Source organism: Agrobacterium sp. GW821-FHT02D03 (assembly GCF_059421725.1).
Window position 1 is genome coordinate 1837098 of the sequence record NZ_JBWKVN010000001.1, and the last position, 20039, is coordinate 1857136.

Genomic DNA, 20039 nt, shown 5'->3' on the forward strand with positions numbered 1-20039 from the left:
TTTTAGGAAGAGTCATTGCCACCATCCCTGACATCCTTCACCGACAGTGCATTGATCGCCCTCGACAACCTTGCCGACCGGGCAAGTGCGCTGGCAAATCCAACATTGCGGCTTGGTGTGACGGGACTTTCGCGCGCGGGCAAGACGGTCTTCATCTCGTCGCTCGTCCATAATCTTCTGAATGGTGGACGCCTGCCACTCTTCGAGGCAACCCGGTCCGGCCGGGTCTCGAGTGTGCGCCTGGAGCCGCAACCCGATGACGCCATTCCGCGCTTCCAATACGAAGATCACATCCAGGCACTGGTGCGAGACCGCGTCTGGCCAGACTCCACGCGCGCGATTTCGGAGCTGCGCATCACGCTGGATTACCAGAGCGCGAGCGGCTGGGGACGGTGGTTTTCACCGGGCAGGCTGTCCATCGATATCGTCGATTATCCGGGGGAATGGCTGCTCGATCTGCCGCTGTTGGCGCAGGATTACAAGACCTTCAGCGACAACACGGTCTCGCTGGCGCAGACAGGTGTGCGCGCCGAGCTTGCCAGCGATTGGCTCGAGATTGCATCCTCCCTCGATATCGATGCACCTGCCGATGAGATGACCGCCAAGCGCCTGGCAGAAAGCTTCGCGGCCTATCTCAAGGCCTGCAAATCGGATGAACGTTCGCTTTCGACACTGCCGCCCGGTCGCTTCCTGATGCCGGGCGATCTCGAAGGCTCGCCTGCCCTCACTTTTTCACCTCTTCCCGGTATCGGCACCGAGAAGGCTGCCAAGGGATCGCTCCGCGCCATGATGGAGCGGCGCTTCGAGGCGTATAAGTCGATCGTGGTGAAGCCGTTCTTCCGCGAGCATTTCGCCCGTCTCGACAGGCAGATTGTCCTCATCGACGCACTGCAGGCAGTCAATCGCGGACCGGAGGCGGTGCAGGATCTGGAGCGCGCGCTTGGCGATGTGCTTGCCTGTTTCCGCCCTGGCAAGAACAGCCTGCTCTCGTCACTCGTCGGACGGCGAATCGACAAGGTGCTGGTGGCCGCGACCAAGGCGGATCATCTGCACCACGAAAGTCATGATCGGCTGGAAAATCTCACAGCGCGTCTGGTCGATCGCGCCGTCACGGCGATCGGCATGAGTGGGGCGGGTATCGAAGTCATGGCGCTTGCCTCAGTGCGCGCGACGAAGGAAGCAAGCGCGCGCCAGGATGGCGCATCATTGCCGGTCATCGTCGGGACGCCGATTGCGGGCGAGACGATCAATGGTGAGGTCTTCGATGGCAATCGCAGCACGGCAATCTTTCCCGGCGATCTGCCGGAAGACCCCGAGCCGCTGTTTCGCCAGATCGACGCGCAAGGCGCTTCGGCAGACTTGCCGGACGTCAACGTCATCCGCTTTCGTCCGCCGAAACTCGAAGAGATGGCTGGCGGCATCAAACTCTCGGTTCCGCATATCCGGCTCGACCGCGCCATGCAGTTCCTGTTTGGAGACAAGCTCGCATGAAAGACGACACTAACGGCTCTTCCCGCACACCTGCCGCTTTCACGCTGGAAACGGAAGCGAGACAAGACACGCCGACGGCTTTGCAACGGCGTCAGCCACGCAGCTTCGACAGCGATGTCTCCATGGTGCCCGATGAAGAGGATCCATTCCTGGCACCGGAAGAAATCGATGCAGCACCGCTTCCCGTGGCTGAACCGCGTCATCACCGCTTCTCCTTCGGCAAGCTTGCTCTCGGCGCAGTTGGCGTTCTGCTGTCACTTGCCTTCGGGCTGTGGGCGGACCAGCTGATCCGCGACCTGTTTTCGCGCTCTGACTGGTTGGGGTACACGGCAAGCATCGCTCTCATCGTTGCCGTCTTCGCCGTCCTCGTGCTTGTCGGGCGAGAAGTCTTCGGAATCATGCGGTTGAACGCGGTGCAGTCACTGAAAGCCGATGCGCAAGACGCTGCCAGCCAAAAGAAGGCGTCTGCCGCGCGCTCGGTTATCACAAGGCTAACGGCTGTCCTTTCTCACCGGGCGGAGACAGCAAAAGGTCGTGGTGCCCTGAAGGACACCGAAAACGATGTGATCGACGGCCCGCATCTGATGGAGTTTGCCGAACGGGAGCTTCTGACCCCACTTGACCGGCAGGCGCGTGCGCTGATTCTCAACTCGTCCAAGCGCGTCTCCGTCGTGACTGCCGTCAGCCCGCGGGCGATCGTCGATCTTGCCTATGTTCTGTTTGAAGTGACCCGGCTTGTTCGCGCCATGGCAGAACTTTATGGCGGACGTCCCGGCACGCTCGGCATGATCCGGCTGCTGCGTGATGTGATTGCCCATCTGGCAGTGACCGGCTCGATTGCAGTGGGTGATGGGCTTGCTCAGCAGGTGCTTGGACATGGTCTCGCCTCGCGCCTTTCGGCCCGTCTCGGCGAAGGTGTCATCAATGGACTGATGACCGCACGGATCGGTATTGCCGCAATGGACCTCTGCCGCCCGCTTCCTTTCCGGGCTCTCAAACGGCCCGGCATCAGCGACTTCATGTCCGATCTCACACCGGATCTGAAAGGTGGTTTAAAGACGGAAAAGCCCTGATTTCAGGGCTCTTCAGGACGAAATGGTTACAATTCGTTATCCTTATTTCAGCGAAATATACCAAGCGTTAACCATTCGCGACATAGATTGCTCCCACACAAAGCGACCTACTCGCCAGGGAAAGTATCATGTTTTCGCGCTTCTTTTCGCTTCTGGGCGGGCTTGCCGCCGTTATGTCCGTGAGCAGCGGGCTCGCAGTTTCCGAAGTTCAAGCCGCATCGCGTGACGATGTCTTCTTCGGATCGGTCGCCGGCACGTGGTCCGGCCCGGGCGAGATCGTCGCGGGCAAGTACAAGGGCACCAAGTTCAATTGCGATCTCACCGGCGAACCGCTGGGTGAAAAAGAGACCGGCATCAAGCTTGGCGGCACCTGCCGCGTTGGCGTCTTCAAGCAGCCCATGTCCGCCATCATCGCCAAGAAGGGCAGCGGCTATGAGGGCAAGTTCCTCGATGGCTCCGAGGGCAAGGGACTGGACGTCACCTCCGGACAGGTCAGCGGCGACAAGGTGGTGCTCGGCATCAACCGCGCGAAACTCAACGGCGCCATGGTTGCCCGTGTGATGGAAGACAACAAGTCGATGAACATCACGATCTCGGTAAAGGTCGCAGACCAGATGATTCCCGTGATCGGCCTGACGTTGGCGCGCAATGTCGATTCGATGGCAGTCGGCTCGATCAAGCCGTAAAGCGCCTTAATCCAATTCTGATTGCTACAGCATCGGCCCGAAATCGGAATCGATTTTCGGAAAGCACGATGCGTAGATCAAAGAAGGTAGAGCGTCCTTTGTGCGTCCAATAGGACGCACGGCGCTCTAAGCGGGAGTGGCCCACCATTCCCGCTTTTCGTTTGCGCGCACGATGCCGGACTTATCCGCATCGGCCAGCCATTCGATCACCCGCCTGCCCTTCACCACGAGATCCGGCGCAATATCGGCAAGCGGCATCAAGACGAAGGCTCGCTCCGTCATTCTGGGATGGGGAATCTCGACGCGCTCGGTCAGGATCTCAGCGTCGCCATAGGTCAGCACATCGATGTCGATGGTGCGCGGTCCCCAGCGCTCAAGGCGCACACGCTTCATCCCGCGTTCGATATCAAGGCCGAGATCGAGCAAGGCCTCGGCAGGCAGCGCCGTTTCGATCAAAGCGCAGCAGTTGAAGAAATCGGCCTGATCGGTCTTGCCCCAGGGCGGTGTGCGGTAGAGCTCGGACACAGACACAAGGCGGCAATCGCTACGGTCGCTTAAAGCAGCGAGCGCTTTTGCCATGGCCGCGCTCGGGTCACCGATATTGCCGCCGAGACCGAGTGTTGCTGAGGTCCACATCTCAGGCATGCTGCTCGACGCAGACCTGAGCGTAATCGAGAATGCCTGGAACAGGCGCCGAGGGCTTGCGCACGGTGATCTTGACCCGCACGATTTGCGGGTAACGCTGCCGAAGCGCCGTGGCGATATCATTGGCCAAAGCTTCGATCAGATAGCGCCGTTGGCCGACGACGATCTTTTCGATGACGGCGAAGGCCACACCGTAATCCACGGTGTTGCCGATCTCGTCCGTCTCGAGTGCATCTCCGGCCTCGACATCCATTTCGGCGTCGACGAAGAAGCGTTGGCCCAGAACCTCTTCCTGCTCCAGCAGGCCATGGCGAGCGAAGAACGAACAGTTTTTCAATAGGATCGTGTAACGGCTCAAGCGCGTGTCTCCTGTCGCTTCTTCTGGTCGAGGACAGCATCGGCGACAGCCAAGGCATCCCTTGTCATGGACACGTTATGAACGCGGAAAATGACCGCGCCTGCAAGACGTAAGATCGTGGTTGTTGCCGCCGTTCCCACATCGCGCTCATCCGCTGCTTCCCGCCCGGTCAGCGCGCCGATGAACCGCTTGCGGGACGTGCCAGCCAGCATAGGCAGGCGGAATGCTGCAAGCTCATCGAAACGCGACATTAGTGCGACATTTTCGTCCACATCCTTGGCAAAGCCGAAGCCGGGATCAAGCACGATATGATCGCGCGCGATGCCGGCAGCATCGGCGATCGCAAGAGAGTGGTTCAAAAAAACGAACTGGTCGGAGACCACGTCGTCCAGCTTCTGACGCTCTCGGCCGGTGTGCATGATGCAGACGCCTGCCCCGGAGCCCGCCACGACCTTGGCCATATCAGGATCTTTTTGCAGGCCGAAGACGTCGTTGACGATGTGAGCCCCCGCCTCGATCGCCAGGCGCGCCGTCGATGCCCGGTAGGTATCGACGGAGATCAGCGCATCCGTTTCCCGAGAAAGCCGTTCGATCACCGGAAGAACGCGATCCTGTTCCTCCGCATCCGTGACACTTGCAGCCCCTGGACGGGTCGATTCACCGCCGATATCAACGATATGAGCGCCGTCTTTGACGCAGGCCAAGGCGTGCTGGACGGCTTGGTCTACGGTCGCAAAGCGTCCCCCATCAGAGAAAGAATCCGGCGTGGCGTTGACGATCGCCATGATAAGGCCATGTCCATCAAGTTTCAGGAAGCGGCCATGGGCCGCTTGCCACAGATTACTGCTGGCTGTTATCAAGTAACATACGCCTTTCCGAATTCGTGGAGTGCCTTGCCATCTATACCGATCCCGCTCCGTTTTCCGCATCGGTCGTCGTCAGACCGGTATCGACTTTCTCCAGGCGCGGTACGTTTTACGAAGGATTGAAGGGTCGTGTTAACACTTCTTCGGCCACCTTGGGCTCTATGCCGCAATCCTCCGGCAAGTTCAACATGAAGGCCGGAAAATGAAGCAGCTTTCACCTGTCTGCCGCGCGCTCCTCGCGGGCGCCCTGTTGCTCTCATGTCTGAACCGTCCGGCTCTCGCCGAGGCCATCAGCACCAAGACCTATTCCTATTTCACCATTGGCGGGAAGACGGCTGAAAATCTGGATCGCGAGCTTTCGCAGCGCGGCCCGGTCACTAAGTCCACGGGCTTCCGCCATCCGGGTGCGACAGAAATCAAGTTCGGTGGTGAACTCACCTATGTGGAGAAGAATGGACGGTGCGGCGTGGGCACTGTGAAGGTCACGCTGGACACGAAGATTCTTCTGCCGCGCTGGTCGAACCGGCGTCGCACCAATGCAGATCTGGCACTGATCTGGGATACGCTTGCCGCCGACATAAAGCGCCATGAGGAACGGCATGCCGAGATTGCGCGCGGCTACGCCCGCGATCTCGATCAGAAGCTGCGCGCGCTTCGTCCGCAAGCCGATTGCGAGACCATGCAGAAGATGGTCGCGGAAGTCAGCCAAGAGGTCATGGATGCGCATGACAAGGATCAGGTGCGTTTCGACAAGATCGAGTCCAAGAACTTCGACGCCAGAATGACGCGGCTTCTCAAGAACCGCATTCAACAACGTGCAGGCTCACGTTGATGACGGCATGAAGCACATGGCGCTTGCGTCAACCATGTCATCGACCAAAAGGTTTTGCCGGATAATCACCGTTGATTTCTTGCCATGGCCGCCTGAGGCAGACTCACGTATTGGTGAAAGCACCAGATAACAGACATATTCGAAGACTTGAAATTCACGATCGCACGGGCTCTCCCGGTGCGTATGAAGCCGCAGGTGTCTTCCTCTCCGCCTGCAGGTAACGCGCCCAACTGGAGCGGCAGGTGGAGTGACTATGGCCACCGCCGCTCAATCTTTTCAAAGACTTCCGGTAGTTTTGATCAGCCCTGTCGCTCAGGCACGTGAACGACCAGACCGTCGAGGTCGTCGGTCATCTTGATCTGACAGGAAAGGCGCGAGGTCGGACGGACGTCGAAAGCGAAATCGAGCATGTCCTCCTCCATCGGTTCGGGCGGCCCTACCCGCTCCGTCCATTGATCATCCACATAGACATGACAGGTGGCACAGGCACAGGCGCCGCCACATTCAGCATCAATGCCGGGAACGGAATTGCGAACAGCGTTCTCCATCACGGTGGAGCCGTTGCTGACGTCAAGTTCATGGGACGTGCCGTCGAAAGCAACGATAGTCAGTTTGGTCATTTCAAAAGATCCAGGCAGAGTGTTTGAGAATTCTTCTAAACACATAGAAAGGCCGGCTGCGATTGGCAACCCGTCAATGTGGTTGCAAACCGAACCGGCCCTCGTCAGCTGTCGTGTTCCGGGCGCAGATTTGCCTGGATGACATCCGTTTCGCTCAAGATTATCGGCAGAGCTTCAAAATGAAGTTTTCGGCTTCCAGAACGGAGGCTGCTAGCTTTGCAAGCGACGCACCGTCATGCTGGCCGTTTTCGAGGACTTCGGCGGCAGCGGAGACGTTGAAGGCGCCAACGGCATCGGCCGAGCCCTTAAGGCGACCGGCAATCGCGCGCGCCGAGGACTTATCGGCAAACGCAAGCTCCTGCAGGATGGACCGTGCGTGCCGCGAGAAGAGCTGAAGAACAGCGATTTCAAGGTCCTTGTCCCCCTTCGTCTGAGCGGCAAGGAGAGCGAAGTCGATCGGTTTCTTTCCAGTAGCGGTGTTGCCGCCATGATTGTCCGGCGCTTCGAACGCGATACTCAGCGCAGCCATTTCCGTTATCCTTCATTATCTATGGGTAGAAGTTGCTTGAATGTGTTTCACATCAAAGCAAGCTATTGTCGCTTTCCGCTAAAAATGCGGCGCCTATAACGGGAAAATCTTTCGCTATGGTTAATTTATGTTAAACTTCTCATAATTCAGGGTTTCCAGGCCTTTTACGGGTTTAAAAACTGTTAACAAGCAGGCACTTGGACCGCCTTCCCCGCCCGTGTTAATTGTTTAAAAGCTGCAAATGTGTCACTACCGTTATTCGGTGCCGCATCACCTCTTCCCCGGTTTTGCGGATTCGGCAAGCTGATGTATTTTTTTGCCTTAAAGCTGGGTGACCACTTTCAGGTGTTAGTAAGGAACAGGCCACCGGGCGACCATGATGGTTCAAGGTGTCTTGCAGGCATGATGGCGGATATTCGTTTGCAGGCGGCGGGCGAATGAACGGCATGAGCCGGGCGTATATGTAACGAGGCGTAACCGCATGGCGAACAACAAGTTTAGCGACTCGATCGACGAGACTGCGTATCAGGCACTTGAAGATGCTTTGCAGCTCGGCGCATACGAAAACCAGCCGGAGCCTCGTAGAAGGTCCACTCCCAAGCCCGCGGAGGCAAGAGTGCCAGAACAGAATAGACCGCGTAAGAACGACCAGCAGGCACAGTCTTCGGCTCAGGCAGCGGCAGCGCGCGCGGCGAGCGAGCAGCAGTCAAGAGCCGGAGGGCTTGAGGCTGCCAATGACGGCACCAAGCGTAGCCCGGCGATGATCCTGCGATCGCTGGAGGCCGGCTCGATGACGGGCGCCATCCGCAATGCATCAATCGTATCGGTCTTCTGGGCGATTGCCGGCGTCGGTCTTGCGCATGCCATTTATGGCGGCCAGATCTGGAATGTAGGCTCGATTGCACAGCTTTTCGCGATTCCCGGCCTGATGGCGATCATGGTCGGCATTGTCGTTCCAATCATGCTGTTCTTCGCCTTCGCCATCATGATGGCGCGCGCCAAGGATCTGCGCAACGCCGCACGCTCCATGGCAGAAGTCGCGCTGCGTCTCGCAGAGCCGGAAACGATCGCATCCGAGCGGATCATGTCGGTTGGCCAGGCGGTTCGCCGCGAAGTGTCCGCCATGAATGATGGCATCGAGCGCACCATTGCCCGCGCGACCGAGCTTGAGACGCTGGTTCATTCGGAAGTCAATGCGCTCGAGCGCAGCTATGCCGACAACGAACTGCGCGTGCGGGGCCTCGTTCACGAGCTGACCGCAGAACGCGACGCCATTATCAGCCACGCGGAGCGTATCCGCTCCTCGATCTTCGGCGCCCAGGAGCAGCTCAAGGAAGAGCTGTCACTGGTTGGTGAAGAGCTCTCCATGCGTCTTGCCACCAGTGGTGAGGCGTTCGCGTCGATGATCGACACGCGCTCCGCAGCGCTTCTCGAGAAATCCCGCGTTTCGACGGAAGCGATGGGCACGCTGATTGCAGCGAAGACCGAGAACCTGCTGAATGCTCTGAACAGTTCTGGAGCGGCGCTCAACAACGAATTCGACCTGCGTCTCCACGATCTCTCCAATACGTTCGACGAGCGTGGAAATGCTCTGATCGAGAAATTCGCAACGCATGCCACCGCTCTTTCGAGCGGCACGGAAATGCTCAACCAGTCCATGGACGAGCATACCCGCCTGCTCAACGACACACTCACCAAGCGCACGCAGGAACTGTCGCAGAATATCAGCCGCGGCCAACAGGTCATCGACGGGTCTCTCGACACGGTGCTCGGCAAGCTCTCCGCGACGTTGGAAGAGAAGGGCATGTCCTTCCGTCAGAGTCTGCAGAGCACGGCAGACGATGCGATCATGGATATCGATCTGCGTTCGGGCCTCTTCGAAGAGAAGCTTCAGACGACCGTCGGCCTGGTGAACACGGCGTTCGACGCGCATGTTGCAGAGTTTGCCAGCGCCTTCGATCAGCGCGCCGGTACGCTCGACAGCAAGCTGATGGAGAGCCTGGCACGCATCAACGAGACGGTTGCAGGCGGCACGGATTCGCTCAGCGGTATTCTCAGTTCCAATATCGATCGCCTGAACAGCACCCTCACCGACCAGTCCCTGGCTCTCGCGACATCGCTGGGCGCTGGCCAGGAAATGCTGGAAAGCTCGCTCGAAACGCGCACCCGCGAACTGACGGACGCCTTGAGCGCCCGCACCAACGAGATTTCCAGCGCGATTGTCGGCACGCATGAGAAGATCGATGCGGTTCTTGCCGAGCGTAGCGCCCAGCTTTTCGGCGCGCTCACCGAAAGCCAGAATCGTTTCGACAGCGCGCTTGCCAGCCGCTCGGAAGCCATCACCGGATCGGTTGCCGGTACCGCCGAACACCTCGCCGCACTGCTGGATGAGCGAGCCGCCGCCATCAACAACGTCGTCGCCGATGTCGAGCGTCGCCTGGCCGAAACGCTGGATAGCCGCGCTGCTGCCATTACCGGTGCCGTCTCCGGCGTTGAAGACCGCATCGCCGACACGTTGGACAGCCGCACCGCAGCGCTCAGCAACGTCGTTGCCGGCGTTGAAGAACGGATCGCCGATACGCTCGATAGCCGCACCATGGCCCTCGACATGGCGTTCTCAACCGCTGAAGAGCGCATTGCCGAGACACTCGATACGCGGACCTCTGCTCTGACGACCATGGTCAACGATGTCGACAGCCGTCTGGCGGAAACACTGGACAGCCGCACGTCCGCACTCGGCACCGTCGTTGCCGGTGTGGAAGAGCGCATCACCGATGCACTCGATAGCCGCGCAATGGCGCTCGACATGGCATTCTCCACCGCTGAAGAGCGGATTGCCGAAACGCTGGATACCCGCACGTCCAATCTCACCAACCTTGTCAGCGGTGTCGAAGGCCGTTTGGCCGACACATTGGACAGCCGCACGTCTGCCTTGGGCAATGTCGTTGCGGGCGTTGAAGAACGCATTGCCGATGCGCTCGACAGCCGCACCATGGCCCTCGACATGACATTCTCCAGCGCAGAAGAGCGCATTGCCGAAACGCTGGATACCCGCACGTCCAACCTGACCAACCTCGTCAGCGGTGCCGAAGGCCGTTTGGCCGATACGCTGGACAGCCGTACATCAGCTTTGGGCAATGTCGTTGCCGGTGTGGAAGACCGTATAGCCGATGCCCTCGACAGCCGCACCACGGCGCTCGACATGGCATTCTCTACAGCCGAAGAGCGGATTGCGGAAACGCTCGATACCCGCGCGTCAAACCTCACCAATATCGTCAGCGATGTCGAAGGCCGTTTGGCCGACACGCTGGACAGCCGCACCTTGGCGCTCAATAGCGTTGTTGCAGGTGTGGAAGAGCGCATCGCCGATACACTCGACAGCCGCACTATGGCCATCGACATGGCATTCTCGTCCGCTGAAGAGCGGATTGCAGAAACGCTCGACAGCCGCGCAGCCTCATTGACGTCGGCCGTTTCCGGTATCGAGACCCGTATTGCCGATACGTTGGAGAGCCGTACTCAAGCACTGAACGATGCCGTCAATGGCGTCGAAGGCCGCATCGCCGACACGTTGGATAGCCGGACGATGGCGATCAATATCGCCTTCTCCAGTGCTGAAGAGCGTTTGGCCGAAACTCTGGATGGTCGCACCAACGCCCTCACTTCCGTGGTGTCCGGCGTGGAGGAACGTCTCACCGATACGCTTGATAGCCGTACCATGGCTATCGACATGGCCTTCTCTTCTGCCGAAGAGCGTCTGGCCGAAACCCTGGATGGCCGCACCAGCGCCCTGACTTCCGTCGTGTCCGGCGTCGAAGAACGTCTTACCGATACGCTCGACAGCCGCACCATGGCTATCGACATGGCATTCTCCTCTGCCGAAGAACGTCTTGCCGAAACCCTTGATGGCCGCACCAGCGCCCTGACTTCCGTCGTGTCCGGCGTGGAAGAGCGTCTGGCTGATACGCTCGACAGCCGCACCATGGCCATCGACATGGCATTCTCGTCGGCCGAAGAACGTCTGGCCGGAACTTTGGATGGCCGGACGGGTGCCCTGACCTCGGTGGTGTCCGGCGTCGAAGAACGTCTTGCCGATACGCTCGACAGCCGCACCATCGCCATCGACATGGCGATCTCGTCGGCCGAAGAGCGCCTTGCTTCTGCTCTCGATGGACGCGCTGCGAGCCTTGCCCGCACGGTCTCGGATGCCGAAGAACGACTGACATCGACGACATCCGCCATGGAAGAAGCACTATCGGTCGGCCATCTGCGTCTCGACACGATGCTTGGCACGCAGGCCTACACCATCAGCCGGACCGTCGAGCGCAACAGCGAGTTGATCGAGCAGACGGTTGCTTCCGCAGCGACGCGCATCGAAACCGCAGTCGAATCCGGTGCTGGCAACTTCGCCAACACGATGGAAACCGGCGTACAGCGCCTGGAAGACAATCTTCAGACATCGCACGACGCCATCCGCACCACGTTGGATCAGCATCATTCCGCTCTTTCGGAAACACTGGGCTCTGCCAAGGAGCAGCTTGGCGATCTTCTGTCTGACCAGACCATGTCGCTTGCAACCACCGTTGCCTCCAGCACCAGCATGCTGGAGATGTCTTTCGAAACGCAGCAGGAAGTTTTGCAGCGGACGATCGACACGGCGTCGGAATCGCTGACCTCACGCATCGAAAACTCCGTCAACACGGTCTCCAACCGTCTCGGTGAAACCGGCACGCGGTTGGAAAACAATATTGGAGCTTTGCATGGCAAGCTCCAGTCCGATCTGACCAACGTCAATGCAACGCTTGATGACGCCACGCAGAAGCTTGAGAGCGTGTTCTTGACCGGTACGGCTCGGATCGACGAGCGTCTCGGCACGATGGATCGCGCGCTTAATGTCGGGCTTGAAAACGTCAACCGCACGATTGAAGGCAAGGCTTCCGGCCTTGCTCGCACGCTTCGCGATGCGGTGGCTGACGCCGCCCAGAGCATCGATCACGAGGCGGTGCGCTCGACCGAGTTCATCAGCAAGACCGGCCTTGAGTTTGCAGACCAGATCAAGTCCCGCAACGACGAGTTCACCCGCACCATCGAACAGCGCTCAGATGAGATCGTTGGCCGGATTTCCGATGCGCAGAGCAGGCTTTCGGGCCAGGCCGCTGCGGTTGCACAGACCTTCTCCGATGCTGGCAACGCCATCGTCAACAAGGTTGCCGAAGCAGAAGCTGTCGTCCGCACCCAGGTCGGCGCCATCTCCGAGACGTTGACCAATGTCGAAAGCGCGCTCGATGCCCGTGGTGAGTCTATCCGCCATACGCTCGACAGCCGCACCCGCGAACTCAACTCCATGCTGGCAAGCCGTTCTGCCGAACTGTCTCGCCTCATTGAGGAGAAGGCAAAGCCGATCGTCAACGAATATGCTGTCGTCGGCCAGGATGCGGCTGAGAAGATTGTTACTGCGGCTCAGCAAAGCGCAAACCTTCTGTCGGAAACCAATAGCGGCATGGTCGGCATGGTCGAGCAGGCCATCGACGATTACGCTCGCGCCAGCAGTGATGCCGCCAACAAGCTGGTTTCGGCGACGCGTCAGAGCACCGACATGCTGTCGCAGAGCCATTCGAGCATGACGGACGTGGTCAATGGCGCTACCGACAGTTTGAACGTGGCGGTGGCACGCGCGACGCAGGAATTCAAGCAGGCCGATCTGGCTCTCAACAGCGCCACCACAAGCTTCTCGGAATCCGCATCGCGCGCATCCGACCTCATCACCACCTCCAGCCGCCTCCTCGAGAGCAAGGTCGATCGTCTGGCCAATGTATCCGGAACCACGCTGTCTCAGGTCGCCGGCATTGTGGCACGCTTCGATGAGCACACCTCGGTTCTGTCGCAGGCAGGCGAGCTTCTGACCTCCGCGCAGGCCAACCTCGTCGGCACGCTGGAAGAACGCCAGGAAGCGCTTCGCTCGCTCTCCGTGGGTCTGTTGCAGCGCTCCGAGGAAATCGAAAACTCCATGCGCGGCGTTATGTCCGTCGTGGAGCAGACGTTGGGCGAAGCCGAGCAGCGCTCCACCAAAGTGGCTGGCAACTTGCGCGAAAACCTCAACTCCTCCTTCGACGATATTGGTCGCTCGCTGGACGAGACCGAACAGCGGGCGCGCAGTGCGGCGCAGAACATGCGTGGCGCGCTTCTGGCAGCCAGCCAGGAAGCGGCACGTGCGATCGAAGGCACCATGTCCGAGACACAGAAGTATTCGGACGAGCTTGCAGGTCGTCTGCGCAACGGTGTCGCCTCGTCGCTGTCCGACGTCGACAAGCTGATCAATACCGCAACCGACAAGTCGAATGCGGCGGCCACGGTCATGCGCGAAACATTGCGTGAAGCGGTGCAGGAAGCGGTCAATCGCTTCTCCGGCGCGACGGAAGAGATCCGCCGCTCCAGCCAGGATATCCGCCAGGAGCTCGATGCCACCCGCGCCGAATTGAAACGCGGTGCATTCGACCTGCCGGAAGAAGCCAAGGAAAGTGCAGCCGCCATGCGTCGCGCCGTTTCCGAGCAGATCAAGGCGCTGCAGGATATTTCGCAGCTGGTGGGTCGCTCCACGCAGCAGTTTGAAATCTCCGAGCCGGCAGCTCGGGCGATTGCGGCCACCAAGCCCGCCGCCCCTCAGCCTCAACAGGCGCGCGTAGAGCCACGCCCGCAACAGCAGCCGCTGCCTACACCGGCAGCAACAGCAGCTCCCGTGCAGCAGCAGCCAGCGGCACCGGTCATCCGCAACGTCGCTCCCGTCGAGCAACGTCCAGCGCCTTCGCAGCCTGGTCTTTCGGCACCGCTTCAGCGCCGTGAAGAAGGCGGTGGGTGGATTAGCGATCTGTTGCGCGGCGCCTCTCGCGACGCTCAGGACGGCGCAGCACCGATGGCACCTGTCCCATCTGCAGCCCGGCCCGCAGCGGAACAGCAGACACGTGCCGCCGACAGCCGCAACCCGCGCCATGTCGTCGAGTCACTGAATTCGCTTTCCGTGGATATCGCACGGGCCATCGATCACGATGCGTCTGTCGAGTTGTGGGGTCGATATCAGCGCGGCGAGCGCGACGTCTTCACGCGTCGCCTCTACACTTTGAAGGGACAGCAGACCTTCGACGAGATCAAGCGCAAATATGAGCGTGAGTCGGAGTTCCGGACCGCCGTCGATCGATACATCTCCGACTTCGAAAAGCTTCTGGCGGATGTTGCCCGCACGGATCGTGACCGTACGGTGACACAGTCCTACCTGACGTCCGATACCGGCAAGGTTTACACCATGCTGGCCCACGCAGCCGGGCGCTTCAGCTAAGCAAGCTTTTCGATAGACTGTTGGAAGACGCCCTCGCCACTGCGGGGGCGTTTTCGTTTGATGGACGCGCCTTGGATCTCGGCTGACATGTCTTGACAAAACGCTGAGCGGAACACCGCACAAGCAAAGCATTTGCAACAATTCAGGCAGAGTGAATGAATGGCTGAAGCACTGTGCGTCCTACCGGTCGCAAGTTGCTTTACTTTTGGGATCCACGCATCGTGCTTTTCGAAAATCGAGTCCGATTGTTAGGCCGATGCTGTGGTCAACACGCCATCTTCTTGCGACTCGGAACTCGATCCAACTCGGAGGCAAATCCATATCGCGTCGTGGTTTTCCTCTTCGCCTTTCTGCAGAGTCGAGTACCTAGATCACTTATTGTCGGAATCGAAATAGACAGTCTCTGGAATTTTGCGGAAGGTGCGTTTGAATAAGCTTCGCTTACAGTCGTGATCCCACGTTCTGACAAACAATGCTGCGAAAGAAGGCGTCAAGCGCCGGCGCAAACGAAGCACACAAAAGCAAAAGCCGCTGAGGAGATCATCTCCACAGCGGCTTTCTGTATCAACTAAAGGTCATCATGACCTCAAGGTGACCTCGTCTCGGCACGGTCAGGAGAAAGGTGCAGCCTTCCTCCAATGTGCATCAACGACGAGGACCACGCGCAACGCGCTCGATTTCTTCACGAACCATACGCTCGACGATCGTCGGCAGGTTGTCTTCCAGCCATTCCTGCAGCATTGGCCGCAGCATGTCCTGAGCGACAGTCTCGATGGTCGGGTTACGCACGCCGTCAAATACTTCAGCAAGAGCGCCGAAGGACCGGGCGATCTGGGCGCCGGCTTCGGCGGATACCAGGTTCACTGGTAGATCGAGCTTGGGCTCGCTCTTCTGAACGACAGGTTCGGCAGTAGGCTCCTGGCGAACGTCGACAGCGCGAGATACAGGCTTCTCTTCTTCCACCGCGCCGCGCAACTGCATCGTTTCCCAAACGGGGACAGGCTGTGGTGCTGGTGCAGGTGCCGCGGCTTGCGGCGGAGGATTGAACGTCGGCATTTCCCGGAGCGGCTGCGGTGCTGTGGCAGCCAACAACGGACGCACATCCGTAGGGCGGGCAGGCTGTGCTACCTGTGGGCGCTCAGCCTCCAAAGAGGACTGCGTTGGCGCTGGTGAAGCGGTAGGCGCCGGCGTCACGCCATGTCCCTGAGCCAGGCTGCCCTGGGGCCCAAGCGTTGCATTACGATCTGCGGCTGCGCGAACCCGTGCCGCCACGTCGGCGAGCGACATCGACTTCTCGGCGACAGGCTCTTCTCTTTCGACGACAGGCGCGAAATCGTTGAACTGGCGCGCGCCATAGCCCTGATTGGCAGCCGGAGGAACATGGGCCGGCGGGCTCGGGATCTCTGCTGAGATATCCTCGGCAAAATCCATATCCAGCTCCACCTCGCCAAGTTCGAACTCGGTAGCCGGCTGACCTGGAAATCCATTCGACGGCGCAGGTTCGTTGCTTTCGATGATCCTGCGGATCGATGCCAGAATCTCTTCCATAGATGGTTCACGCGCTACACTCGGCTGAGCCATTTTTATCCCCGATTTTCACATTCAAGACGGGCCGGAGCAGAATACGCATGCTCCGAATCATCTTGAGTGTAGGGCACGAGCGCTCAGAAGAGAATCCATGCGGGTGGATGATTTGCGCGATACACAGCTTTATTTACAAACAAAAATGGCCCGGCGTGCACCGGGCCATCTGTTAACCATCTGCTTTTGCAACCGATTTAGAAAACGAATTCCTTAGCCTTGGCAAAGCCCGGGAGCGGCTTCAGCGACGCGTTGAAGAAGGTCGCCGCCGACACACCCTTGCCGTCCCGGCGATAAACGCTGGCTTTGGCTGCATTGCCATAACCCACGACGGCAATCAGACGACCACCATCGGCGAGCTGGTCGAGAAGCGCCTGCGGCACCTCCTCAACAGCGCCATTGATGAAGATCACATCGTAGGGTGCCTGGGCGGCATGTCCCTGCTCCAGCGGGCCAGCAACCGTAACCACATTGACGTAACCCAGTGCGGCAAGCGTTTCGGTCGCCTTCGCAGACAGTTCAGGATCGCTTTCCAGCGAAACAACGGAGCCTGCGAGTTCCGAGAGGATTGCGGAGACGTAACCCGTCGCACCACCAACTTCCAAAACCAGGTCATCTTTGGTGACAGCCACGAGCTGCAACATCTTGGCAATGGGCGAAGCCTTCAAGAGGTAACGCGCCGCAAGCCCATCCTTGGCAGGACAGATTTGCAGATCTTCGTCCATGTAAGCGACCTGCTTGACGTTGTCTGGAACGAAGGCCTCACGCGGTACGGAAAGAAACGCCTTGAGCACCGAATGGGACGTTACATCGGTCGTACGCACCTGGCCGTCCACCATTTTCGCGCGTGCGGTTTCAAAATCCATCATGTCGTGCTTGCCTCGAGTAAAAGCCTGGCAGACACAGCTGTGTCCACATTTTGCTAATCGTCTTAATGGGCTCCGCCCGTGCTTTCAAGCACAAGCATGCATCAGTGGGCTAAAAAGAAACGACCATACGCCGCGGAACATCTGCTACCCGAAACAACGTCGGCTGATACCGCTCCCGGGAACTTTTTTATCCGCCTAATCATTATTGCGTTACTGACGTATCATCAACGGGTGGAGGCAAACATGCTCGGTACAATCCTAGTCATCCTTCTGATTCTATTCCTGGTCGGCGCACTTCCGAACTGGGGATACCACAATTATGGATGGGGCCCGTCGGGCGGTCTTGGCCTGGTGCTGGTCATCGTCCTGATTTTGGTTCTGCTTGGCAGAATTTGATTTAGGAGACGACAAAGAGCCCCGATGCGATCGAGAGGTCTGAAGGGGCTCTTTCCTGATCCTAAAGCTGCATAAAAAAACTTATCGGGAGTTTTTCCAACTCCCCTATTGCACCGAAAATGGATTCGTTCTAAATCCCCGCCATCGCTCAAACAGACGAGCGTGTGAGGCCTCGTGGCGGAGTGGTGACGCAGAGGACTGCAAATCCTTGTACCCCGGTTCAATTCCGGGCGAGGCCTCCAAAAATCTACACATAGTCACCTCTGGATATCTCTTGCGATTGCCGCGTTGGTGCGTAGCCAGCATGACCTGCTGGACGCTCTGGTGACTTATCTATGACGGGCATGTTATCTCTTCCATATGAGAAAATACGGCCGCACATTTCACCTGCCACACTCGCCGGGAGCAACGAGCGACGACAAGATCATGCCATCCCTCGATGGCTTGAAGGTCGGTGATCTGGTTGTCACCGAAAAGATGGATGGTGAGAACACCACCATTCGCGCTGGCGGGTGCCACGCGCGAAGCACCGATGGCCGCTATCATTCTTCTCGTGACTGGGTAAAGGCGTTTGCCGCTGGTATTTCTCCGCACCTTGCGGACGATGAACGTATTATTGGCGAAAACCTATACGCCCGTCACTCCATCACTTATCATTCTTTACCCTCGTATTTCCTGGGTTTTGCGTGGATCGTTGGTGACGAAATCCAGTCTTGGGACATAACGCGTGCTCGTTTCGCAGAGCTGAACATTCAACATGTTCCGATAATGTATCGTGGCCCATACAAACAGGGTTTATTTGATGATCTCGCGAAGGCTCTCAATACGTGCCAACAAGAAGGCTTCGTGGTCAGGCGTGCCTCCGCCTTTGCAGAGAGCGCTATGCCCGACTTCTTAGGCAAGTATATAAGAGAAGGACATGTACAAACGGATGTCCACTGGATGAAGATGGACATCGTACCCAACGGCTTGGCCGGAGAATAGGAACCTTGGTCGAGGCTTTCAGTTACTCCTCAGCCGAAGTCATTTGGCGTCGCAAGGAGCGTATCATGAAAGCGAAGTCCCTTATCGCAGTTTCCATCCTCGCACTCGCGCTTGCAAGCTGCACGACCGGAATCTCGTCTGCAAATCTCGAGCCTATTCCTGGCAGTATCACCTATAATGGTCAGCCGCGCACCAAGCTGACGAAGTCGCCTATCGGTAGCACCTTCACCCACAACTTCAGGCGCTGGAATGGTGACCGCGTGATTGAGACCTATCAGATCCAGCCGGATCGTTCGATCAAGATCATCGATCGCCGCATCATCCGCGATTGGCTGACCTTTGGGCGTGATGACTAATCCGAACCGTTGAACACAGCGCTCGAACGGGCTACAGGCATCCTCTGATCGAGTGAAGCGGTAGAGGATAAGATGCATACGAAATGGAGCAAGCCGGTTATGGTCGCGCTGGAAGAACCTGGCAATTACATCAGCATCGAAACGACCCAAGCCGCCTCCTGGACGATGATCGAGGACTGGCCCGTGGAAGACGGTGACGCACTCGATCAAGCTCTCCTCGTCTGCGCTGCTGTCGGATCTGGCAAAAAGAAACCCGAGGATGCACGGCGCGCTTTTGTGGCCGCTGCACTTGAGGCTGGCCTCGATATCAAGGCATAATGTCGCAACATAGAGACTGTGGCTTAACGCCCGCGTTTGCGGCGCGTAGAAGATGGCGACTGAGTCAGCCTGGAAGAGTGTAGAAAACGATGAAGAAGCCCCTGCTCCTGCTTTTGATGACCTGCCTTGTGGTGAGTATCGTCGGCCACCTGATCATCGCTTTCATCATTACCGGCTGACCGAAACACGGGATAAGAGATTTTCTTTACCGTCCATTAAGATTCGTATCGTTGTCGCGGAACTACGTTATGTTTTCCACGTTTTCCTGGTACGGAAATCTGGAGGGTAATGAGATGCGTGACGGCCTAAACAGTTTGCTCGAAATATCGCTTCTGGGATTTGTGGTTGTGACCTGCCTGATCATGGTCAACCCGCTGGTCTAAAGCTCGTAAACAATTCGATATCTCAGCTGCCTCTCACGGCAGTTATGAAAATGCGGCCTCACGGGCCGCATTTTCGTTTTGTCTATGAGGCTTAGGCCGACAGCTTGGCTGCAAGCTTGGCGACGTGCGCGCCTTGGAACTTTGCGCCTTCCAGCTCTACTGCCGAAGGCTGGCGCGAGCCATCACCATCCGTGATAGTCGATGCGCCGTAAGGCGAGCCGCCCTTGATTTCGTCGACGCCCATTTGACCCTGGAAGGCATAAGGCAGACCTGCCACGACCATGCCGTGGTGAAGGAAGGTCGGGATGAAGCCGAGGATCGTGGATTCCTGGCCGCCGTGCTGCGTCGCCGTGGAGGTGAAGGCCGAGCCCACCTTGCCAACCAGCTTGCCACTGAACCACAGGCTACCCGTCTGATCCCAGAAGTTACGCATCTGCGAAGCAACGGTGCCGAAGCGTGTGCCGGCGCCAACGATGATCGCGTCGTAATCTGCAAGCTCTTCGACGGTCGCGATCGGTGCCTGCTGATCCAGCTTGAAGTGAGAGGACTTTGCGACCTCTTCCGGGACGAGTTCGGGAACGCGCTTCACGACGACGTCGGCGCCTGCAGACTTTGCACCTTCTGCAACGGCGTAAGCCATTGTTTCCACATGACCGTAGGACGAGTAATAGAGCACCAGAACTTTTGCCATCGTTGGTCTTTCCTCATTGTTGTTGTTCAGC

At 58.5% G+C, this 20039-nt stretch carries 17 protein-coding genes and 1 tRNA gene; 10 read left to right on the top strand and 8 right to left on the bottom strand.

Annotation, left to right across the window (positions count from 1 at the left end; all coding sequences use genetic code 11):
• Positions 1 to 15 precede the first annotated feature (15 nt).
• The 3 genes from AC07U5_RS08615 (at position 16) to AC07U5_RS08625 (ending at position 3250) form a co-directional block, all read left to right on the top strand.
• Positions 16 to 1491, top strand: coding sequence for a YcjX family GTP-binding protein (locus AC07U5_RS08615; RefSeq protein ID WP_494722776.1), 1476 nt, complete (start codon positions 16 to 18; stop codon positions 1489 to 1491).
• Complete coding sequence (locus AC07U5_RS08620) at positions 1488 to 2564, top strand: TIGR01620 family protein (RefSeq protein ID WP_494722777.1); 1077 nt, start codon at positions 1488 to 1490, stop codon at positions 2562 to 2564. The genes AC07U5_RS08615 and AC07U5_RS08620 overlap by 4 nt, the downstream gene beginning before the upstream one ends.
• A 128-nt stretch (positions 2565 to 2692) precedes the next feature.
• On the top strand, positions 2693 to 3250 hold the full coding sequence (locus tag AC07U5_RS08625) for a hypothetical protein (RefSeq protein ID WP_494722778.1): 558 nt from the start codon (positions 2693 to 2695) through the stop codon (positions 3248 to 3250).
• Between the two features lie 126 nt (positions 3251 to 3376).
• Here AC07U5_RS08625 and folK read toward each other — a convergent pair whose 3' ends face one another.
• The 3 genes from folK to folP are packed head-to-tail and all read right to left on the bottom strand — an operon-like array spanning position 3377 to position 5113.
• Positions 3377 to 3895: a 2-amino-4-hydroxy-6-hydroxymethyldihydropteridine diphosphokinase gene (folK, locus tag AC07U5_RS08630; RefSeq protein WP_494722779.1), complete on the bottom strand. Its 519-nt coding sequence runs from the start codon at positions 3893 to 3895 to the stop codon at positions 3377 to 3379.
• On the bottom strand, positions 3888 to 4253 hold the full coding sequence (folB, locus tag AC07U5_RS08635) for a dihydroneopterin aldolase (protein WP_062425460.1): 366 nt from the start codon (positions 4251 to 4253) through the stop codon (positions 3888 to 3890). Before folB ends, folK begins: the two co-directional genes overlap by 8 nt.
• A complete protein-coding gene (gene folP, locus AC07U5_RS08640) occupies positions 4250 to 5113 on the bottom strand; it encodes a dihydropteroate synthase (RefSeq protein ID WP_494722780.1) in 864 nt (287 codons plus the stop codon). The genes folB and folP overlap by 4 nt, the downstream gene beginning before the upstream one ends.
• A 208-nt stretch (positions 5114 to 5321) precedes the next feature.
• Between folP and AC07U5_RS08645 the strand changes: the two genes are divergently transcribed.
• The gene (locus tag AC07U5_RS08645) at positions 5322 to 5951 is read left to right on the top strand and encodes a DUF922 domain-containing Zn-dependent protease (RefSeq protein WP_494722781.1); all 630 of its coding nucleotides are present in this window, start codon (positions 5322 to 5324) and stop codon (positions 5949 to 5951) included.
• Between the two features lie 299 nt (positions 5952 to 6250).
• On the opposite strand, the gene AC07U5_RS08650 is transcribed toward AC07U5_RS08645, so the two are convergent.
• Both AC07U5_RS08650 and AC07U5_RS08655 read right to left on the bottom strand, forming a co-directional pair.
• Positions 6251 to 6571: a 2Fe-2S iron-sulfur cluster-binding protein gene (locus tag AC07U5_RS08650; RefSeq protein WP_062437684.1), complete on the bottom strand. Its 321-nt coding sequence runs from the start codon at positions 6569 to 6571 to the stop codon at positions 6251 to 6253.
• Positions 6572 to 6731: 160 nt separating this feature from the next.
• Complete coding sequence (locus tag AC07U5_RS08655; protein WP_494722782.1) at positions 6732 to 7100, bottom strand: Hpt domain-containing protein; 369 nt, start codon at positions 7098 to 7100, stop codon at positions 6732 to 6734.
• Between the two features lie 616 nt (positions 7101 to 7716).
• Here AC07U5_RS08655 and AC07U5_RS08660 point away from each other — a divergent pair.
• Positions 7717 to 14430: an apolipoprotein A-IV repeat region-like domain-containing protein gene (locus AC07U5_RS08660; RefSeq protein WP_494722783.1), complete on the top strand. Its 6714-nt coding sequence runs from the start codon at positions 7717 to 7719 to the stop codon at positions 14428 to 14430.
• 645 nt (positions 14431 to 15075) lie between these two features.
• On the opposite strand, the gene AC07U5_RS08665 is transcribed toward AC07U5_RS08660, so the two are convergent.
• Positions 15076 to 16011, bottom strand: a complete 936-nt coding sequence (locus tag AC07U5_RS08665) for a PopZ family protein (protein ID WP_494722784.1) — start codon at positions 16009 to 16011, stop codon at positions 15076 to 15078.
• A 197-nt stretch (positions 16012 to 16208) separates the two neighbouring features.
• Complete coding sequence (locus AC07U5_RS08670; protein ID WP_082447213.1) at positions 16209 to 16880, bottom strand: protein-L-isoaspartate O-methyltransferase family protein; 672 nt, start codon at positions 16878 to 16880, stop codon at positions 16209 to 16211.
• A gap of 243 nt (positions 16881 to 17123) precedes the next feature.
• Here AC07U5_RS08670 and AC07U5_RS08675 point away from each other — a divergent pair, with 243 nt between their 5' ends.
• The 5 genes from AC07U5_RS08675 to AC07U5_RS08695 all read left to right on the top strand — a co-directional run bounded on the left by AC07U5_RS08675 (position 17124) and on the right by AC07U5_RS08695 (position 18934).
• On the top strand, positions 17124 to 17276 hold the full coding sequence (locus tag AC07U5_RS08675) for a DUF3309 family protein (protein WP_082447214.1): 153 nt from the start codon (positions 17124 to 17126) through the stop codon (positions 17274 to 17276).
• 168 nt (positions 17277 to 17444) lie between these two features.
• Positions 17445 to 17518: transfer RNA gene (locus AC07U5_RS08680), tRNA-Cys, on the top strand.
• A gap of 184 nt (positions 17519 to 17702) precedes the next feature.
• Entirely contained in the window at positions 17703 to 18260 is a 558-nt protein-coding gene (locus tag AC07U5_RS08685; protein WP_494722785.1) for an RNA ligase family protein, read from the top strand.
• A gap of 65 nt (positions 18261 to 18325) precedes the next feature.
• Positions 18326 to 18616: a hypothetical protein gene (locus AC07U5_RS08690; RefSeq protein WP_062426121.1), complete on the top strand. Its 291-nt coding sequence runs from the start codon at positions 18326 to 18328 to the stop codon at positions 18614 to 18616.
• Between the two features lie 72 nt (positions 18617 to 18688).
• A complete protein-coding gene (locus AC07U5_RS08695; RefSeq protein ID WP_494722786.1) occupies positions 18689 to 18934 on the top strand; it encodes a DUF982 domain-containing protein in 246 nt (81 codons plus the stop codon).
• A gap of 474 nt (positions 18935 to 19408) precedes the next feature.
• Here AC07U5_RS08695 and wrbA read toward each other — a convergent pair whose 3' ends face one another.
• Positions 19409 to 20008 carry an NAD(P)H:quinone oxidoreductase type IV gene (gene wrbA, locus AC07U5_RS08700; RefSeq protein ID WP_112519040.1) on the bottom strand — a complete coding sequence of 200 codons (600 nt, stop codon included), beginning with the start codon at positions 20006 to 20008 and terminating at the stop codon, positions 19409 to 19411.
• Positions 20009 to 20039 lie beyond the last annotated feature (31 nt).

Excerpts from the sequence above, each read along its gene's own strand:
- AC07U5_RS08645 (WP_494722781.1), top strand. The coding sequence starts at position 5,322 with ATGAAGCAGCTTTCACCTGTCTGCCGCGCGCTCCTCGCGGGCGCCCTG.
- AC07U5_RS08670 (WP_082447213.1), bottom strand. The coding sequence starts at position 16,880 with ATGATGGATTTTGAAACCGCACGCGCGAAAATGGTGGACGGCCAGGTG.
- wrbA (WP_112519040.1), bottom strand. The coding sequence starts at position 20,008 with ATGGCAAAAGTTCTGGTGCTCTATTACTCGTCCTACGGTCATGTGGAA.
- AC07U5_RS08655 (WP_494722782.1), bottom strand. The coding sequence starts at position 7,100 with ATGGCTGCGCTGAGTATCGCGTTCGAAGCGCCGGACAATCATGGCGGC.
- AC07U5_RS08690 (WP_062426121.1), top strand. The coding sequence starts at position 18,326 with ATGAAAGCGAAGTCCCTTATCGCAGTTTCCATCCTCGCACTCGCGCTT.
- folK (WP_494722779.1), bottom strand. The coding sequence starts at position 3,895 with ATGCCTGAGATGTGGACCTCAGCAACACTCGGTCTCGGCGGCAATATC.
- AC07U5_RS08675 (WP_082447214.1), top strand. The coding sequence starts at position 17,124 with ATGCTCGGTACAATCCTAGTCATCCTTCTGATTCTATTCCTGGTCGGC.
- AC07U5_RS08665 (WP_494722784.1), bottom strand. The coding sequence starts at position 16,011 with ATGGCTCAGCCGAGTGTAGCGCGTGAACCATCTATGGAAGAGATTCTG.
- AC07U5_RS08685 (WP_494722785.1), top strand. The coding sequence starts at position 17,703 with ATGCCATCCCTCGATGGCTTGAAGGTCGGTGATCTGGTTGTCACCGAA.
- AC07U5_RS08625 (WP_494722778.1), top strand. The coding sequence starts at position 2,693 with ATGTTTTCGCGCTTCTTTTCGCTTCTGGGCGGGCTTGCCGCCGTTATG.
- AC07U5_RS08650 (WP_062437684.1), bottom strand. The coding sequence starts at position 6,571 with ATGACCAAACTGACTATCGTTGCTTTCGACGGCACGTCCCATGAACTT.
- AC07U5_RS08695 (WP_494722786.1), top strand. The coding sequence starts at position 18,689 with ATGCATACGAAATGGAGCAAGCCGGTTATGGTCGCGCTGGAAGAACCT.
- AC07U5_RS08620 (WP_494722777.1), top strand. The coding sequence starts at position 1,488 with ATGAAAGACGACACTAACGGCTCTTCCCGCACACCTGCCGCTTTCACG.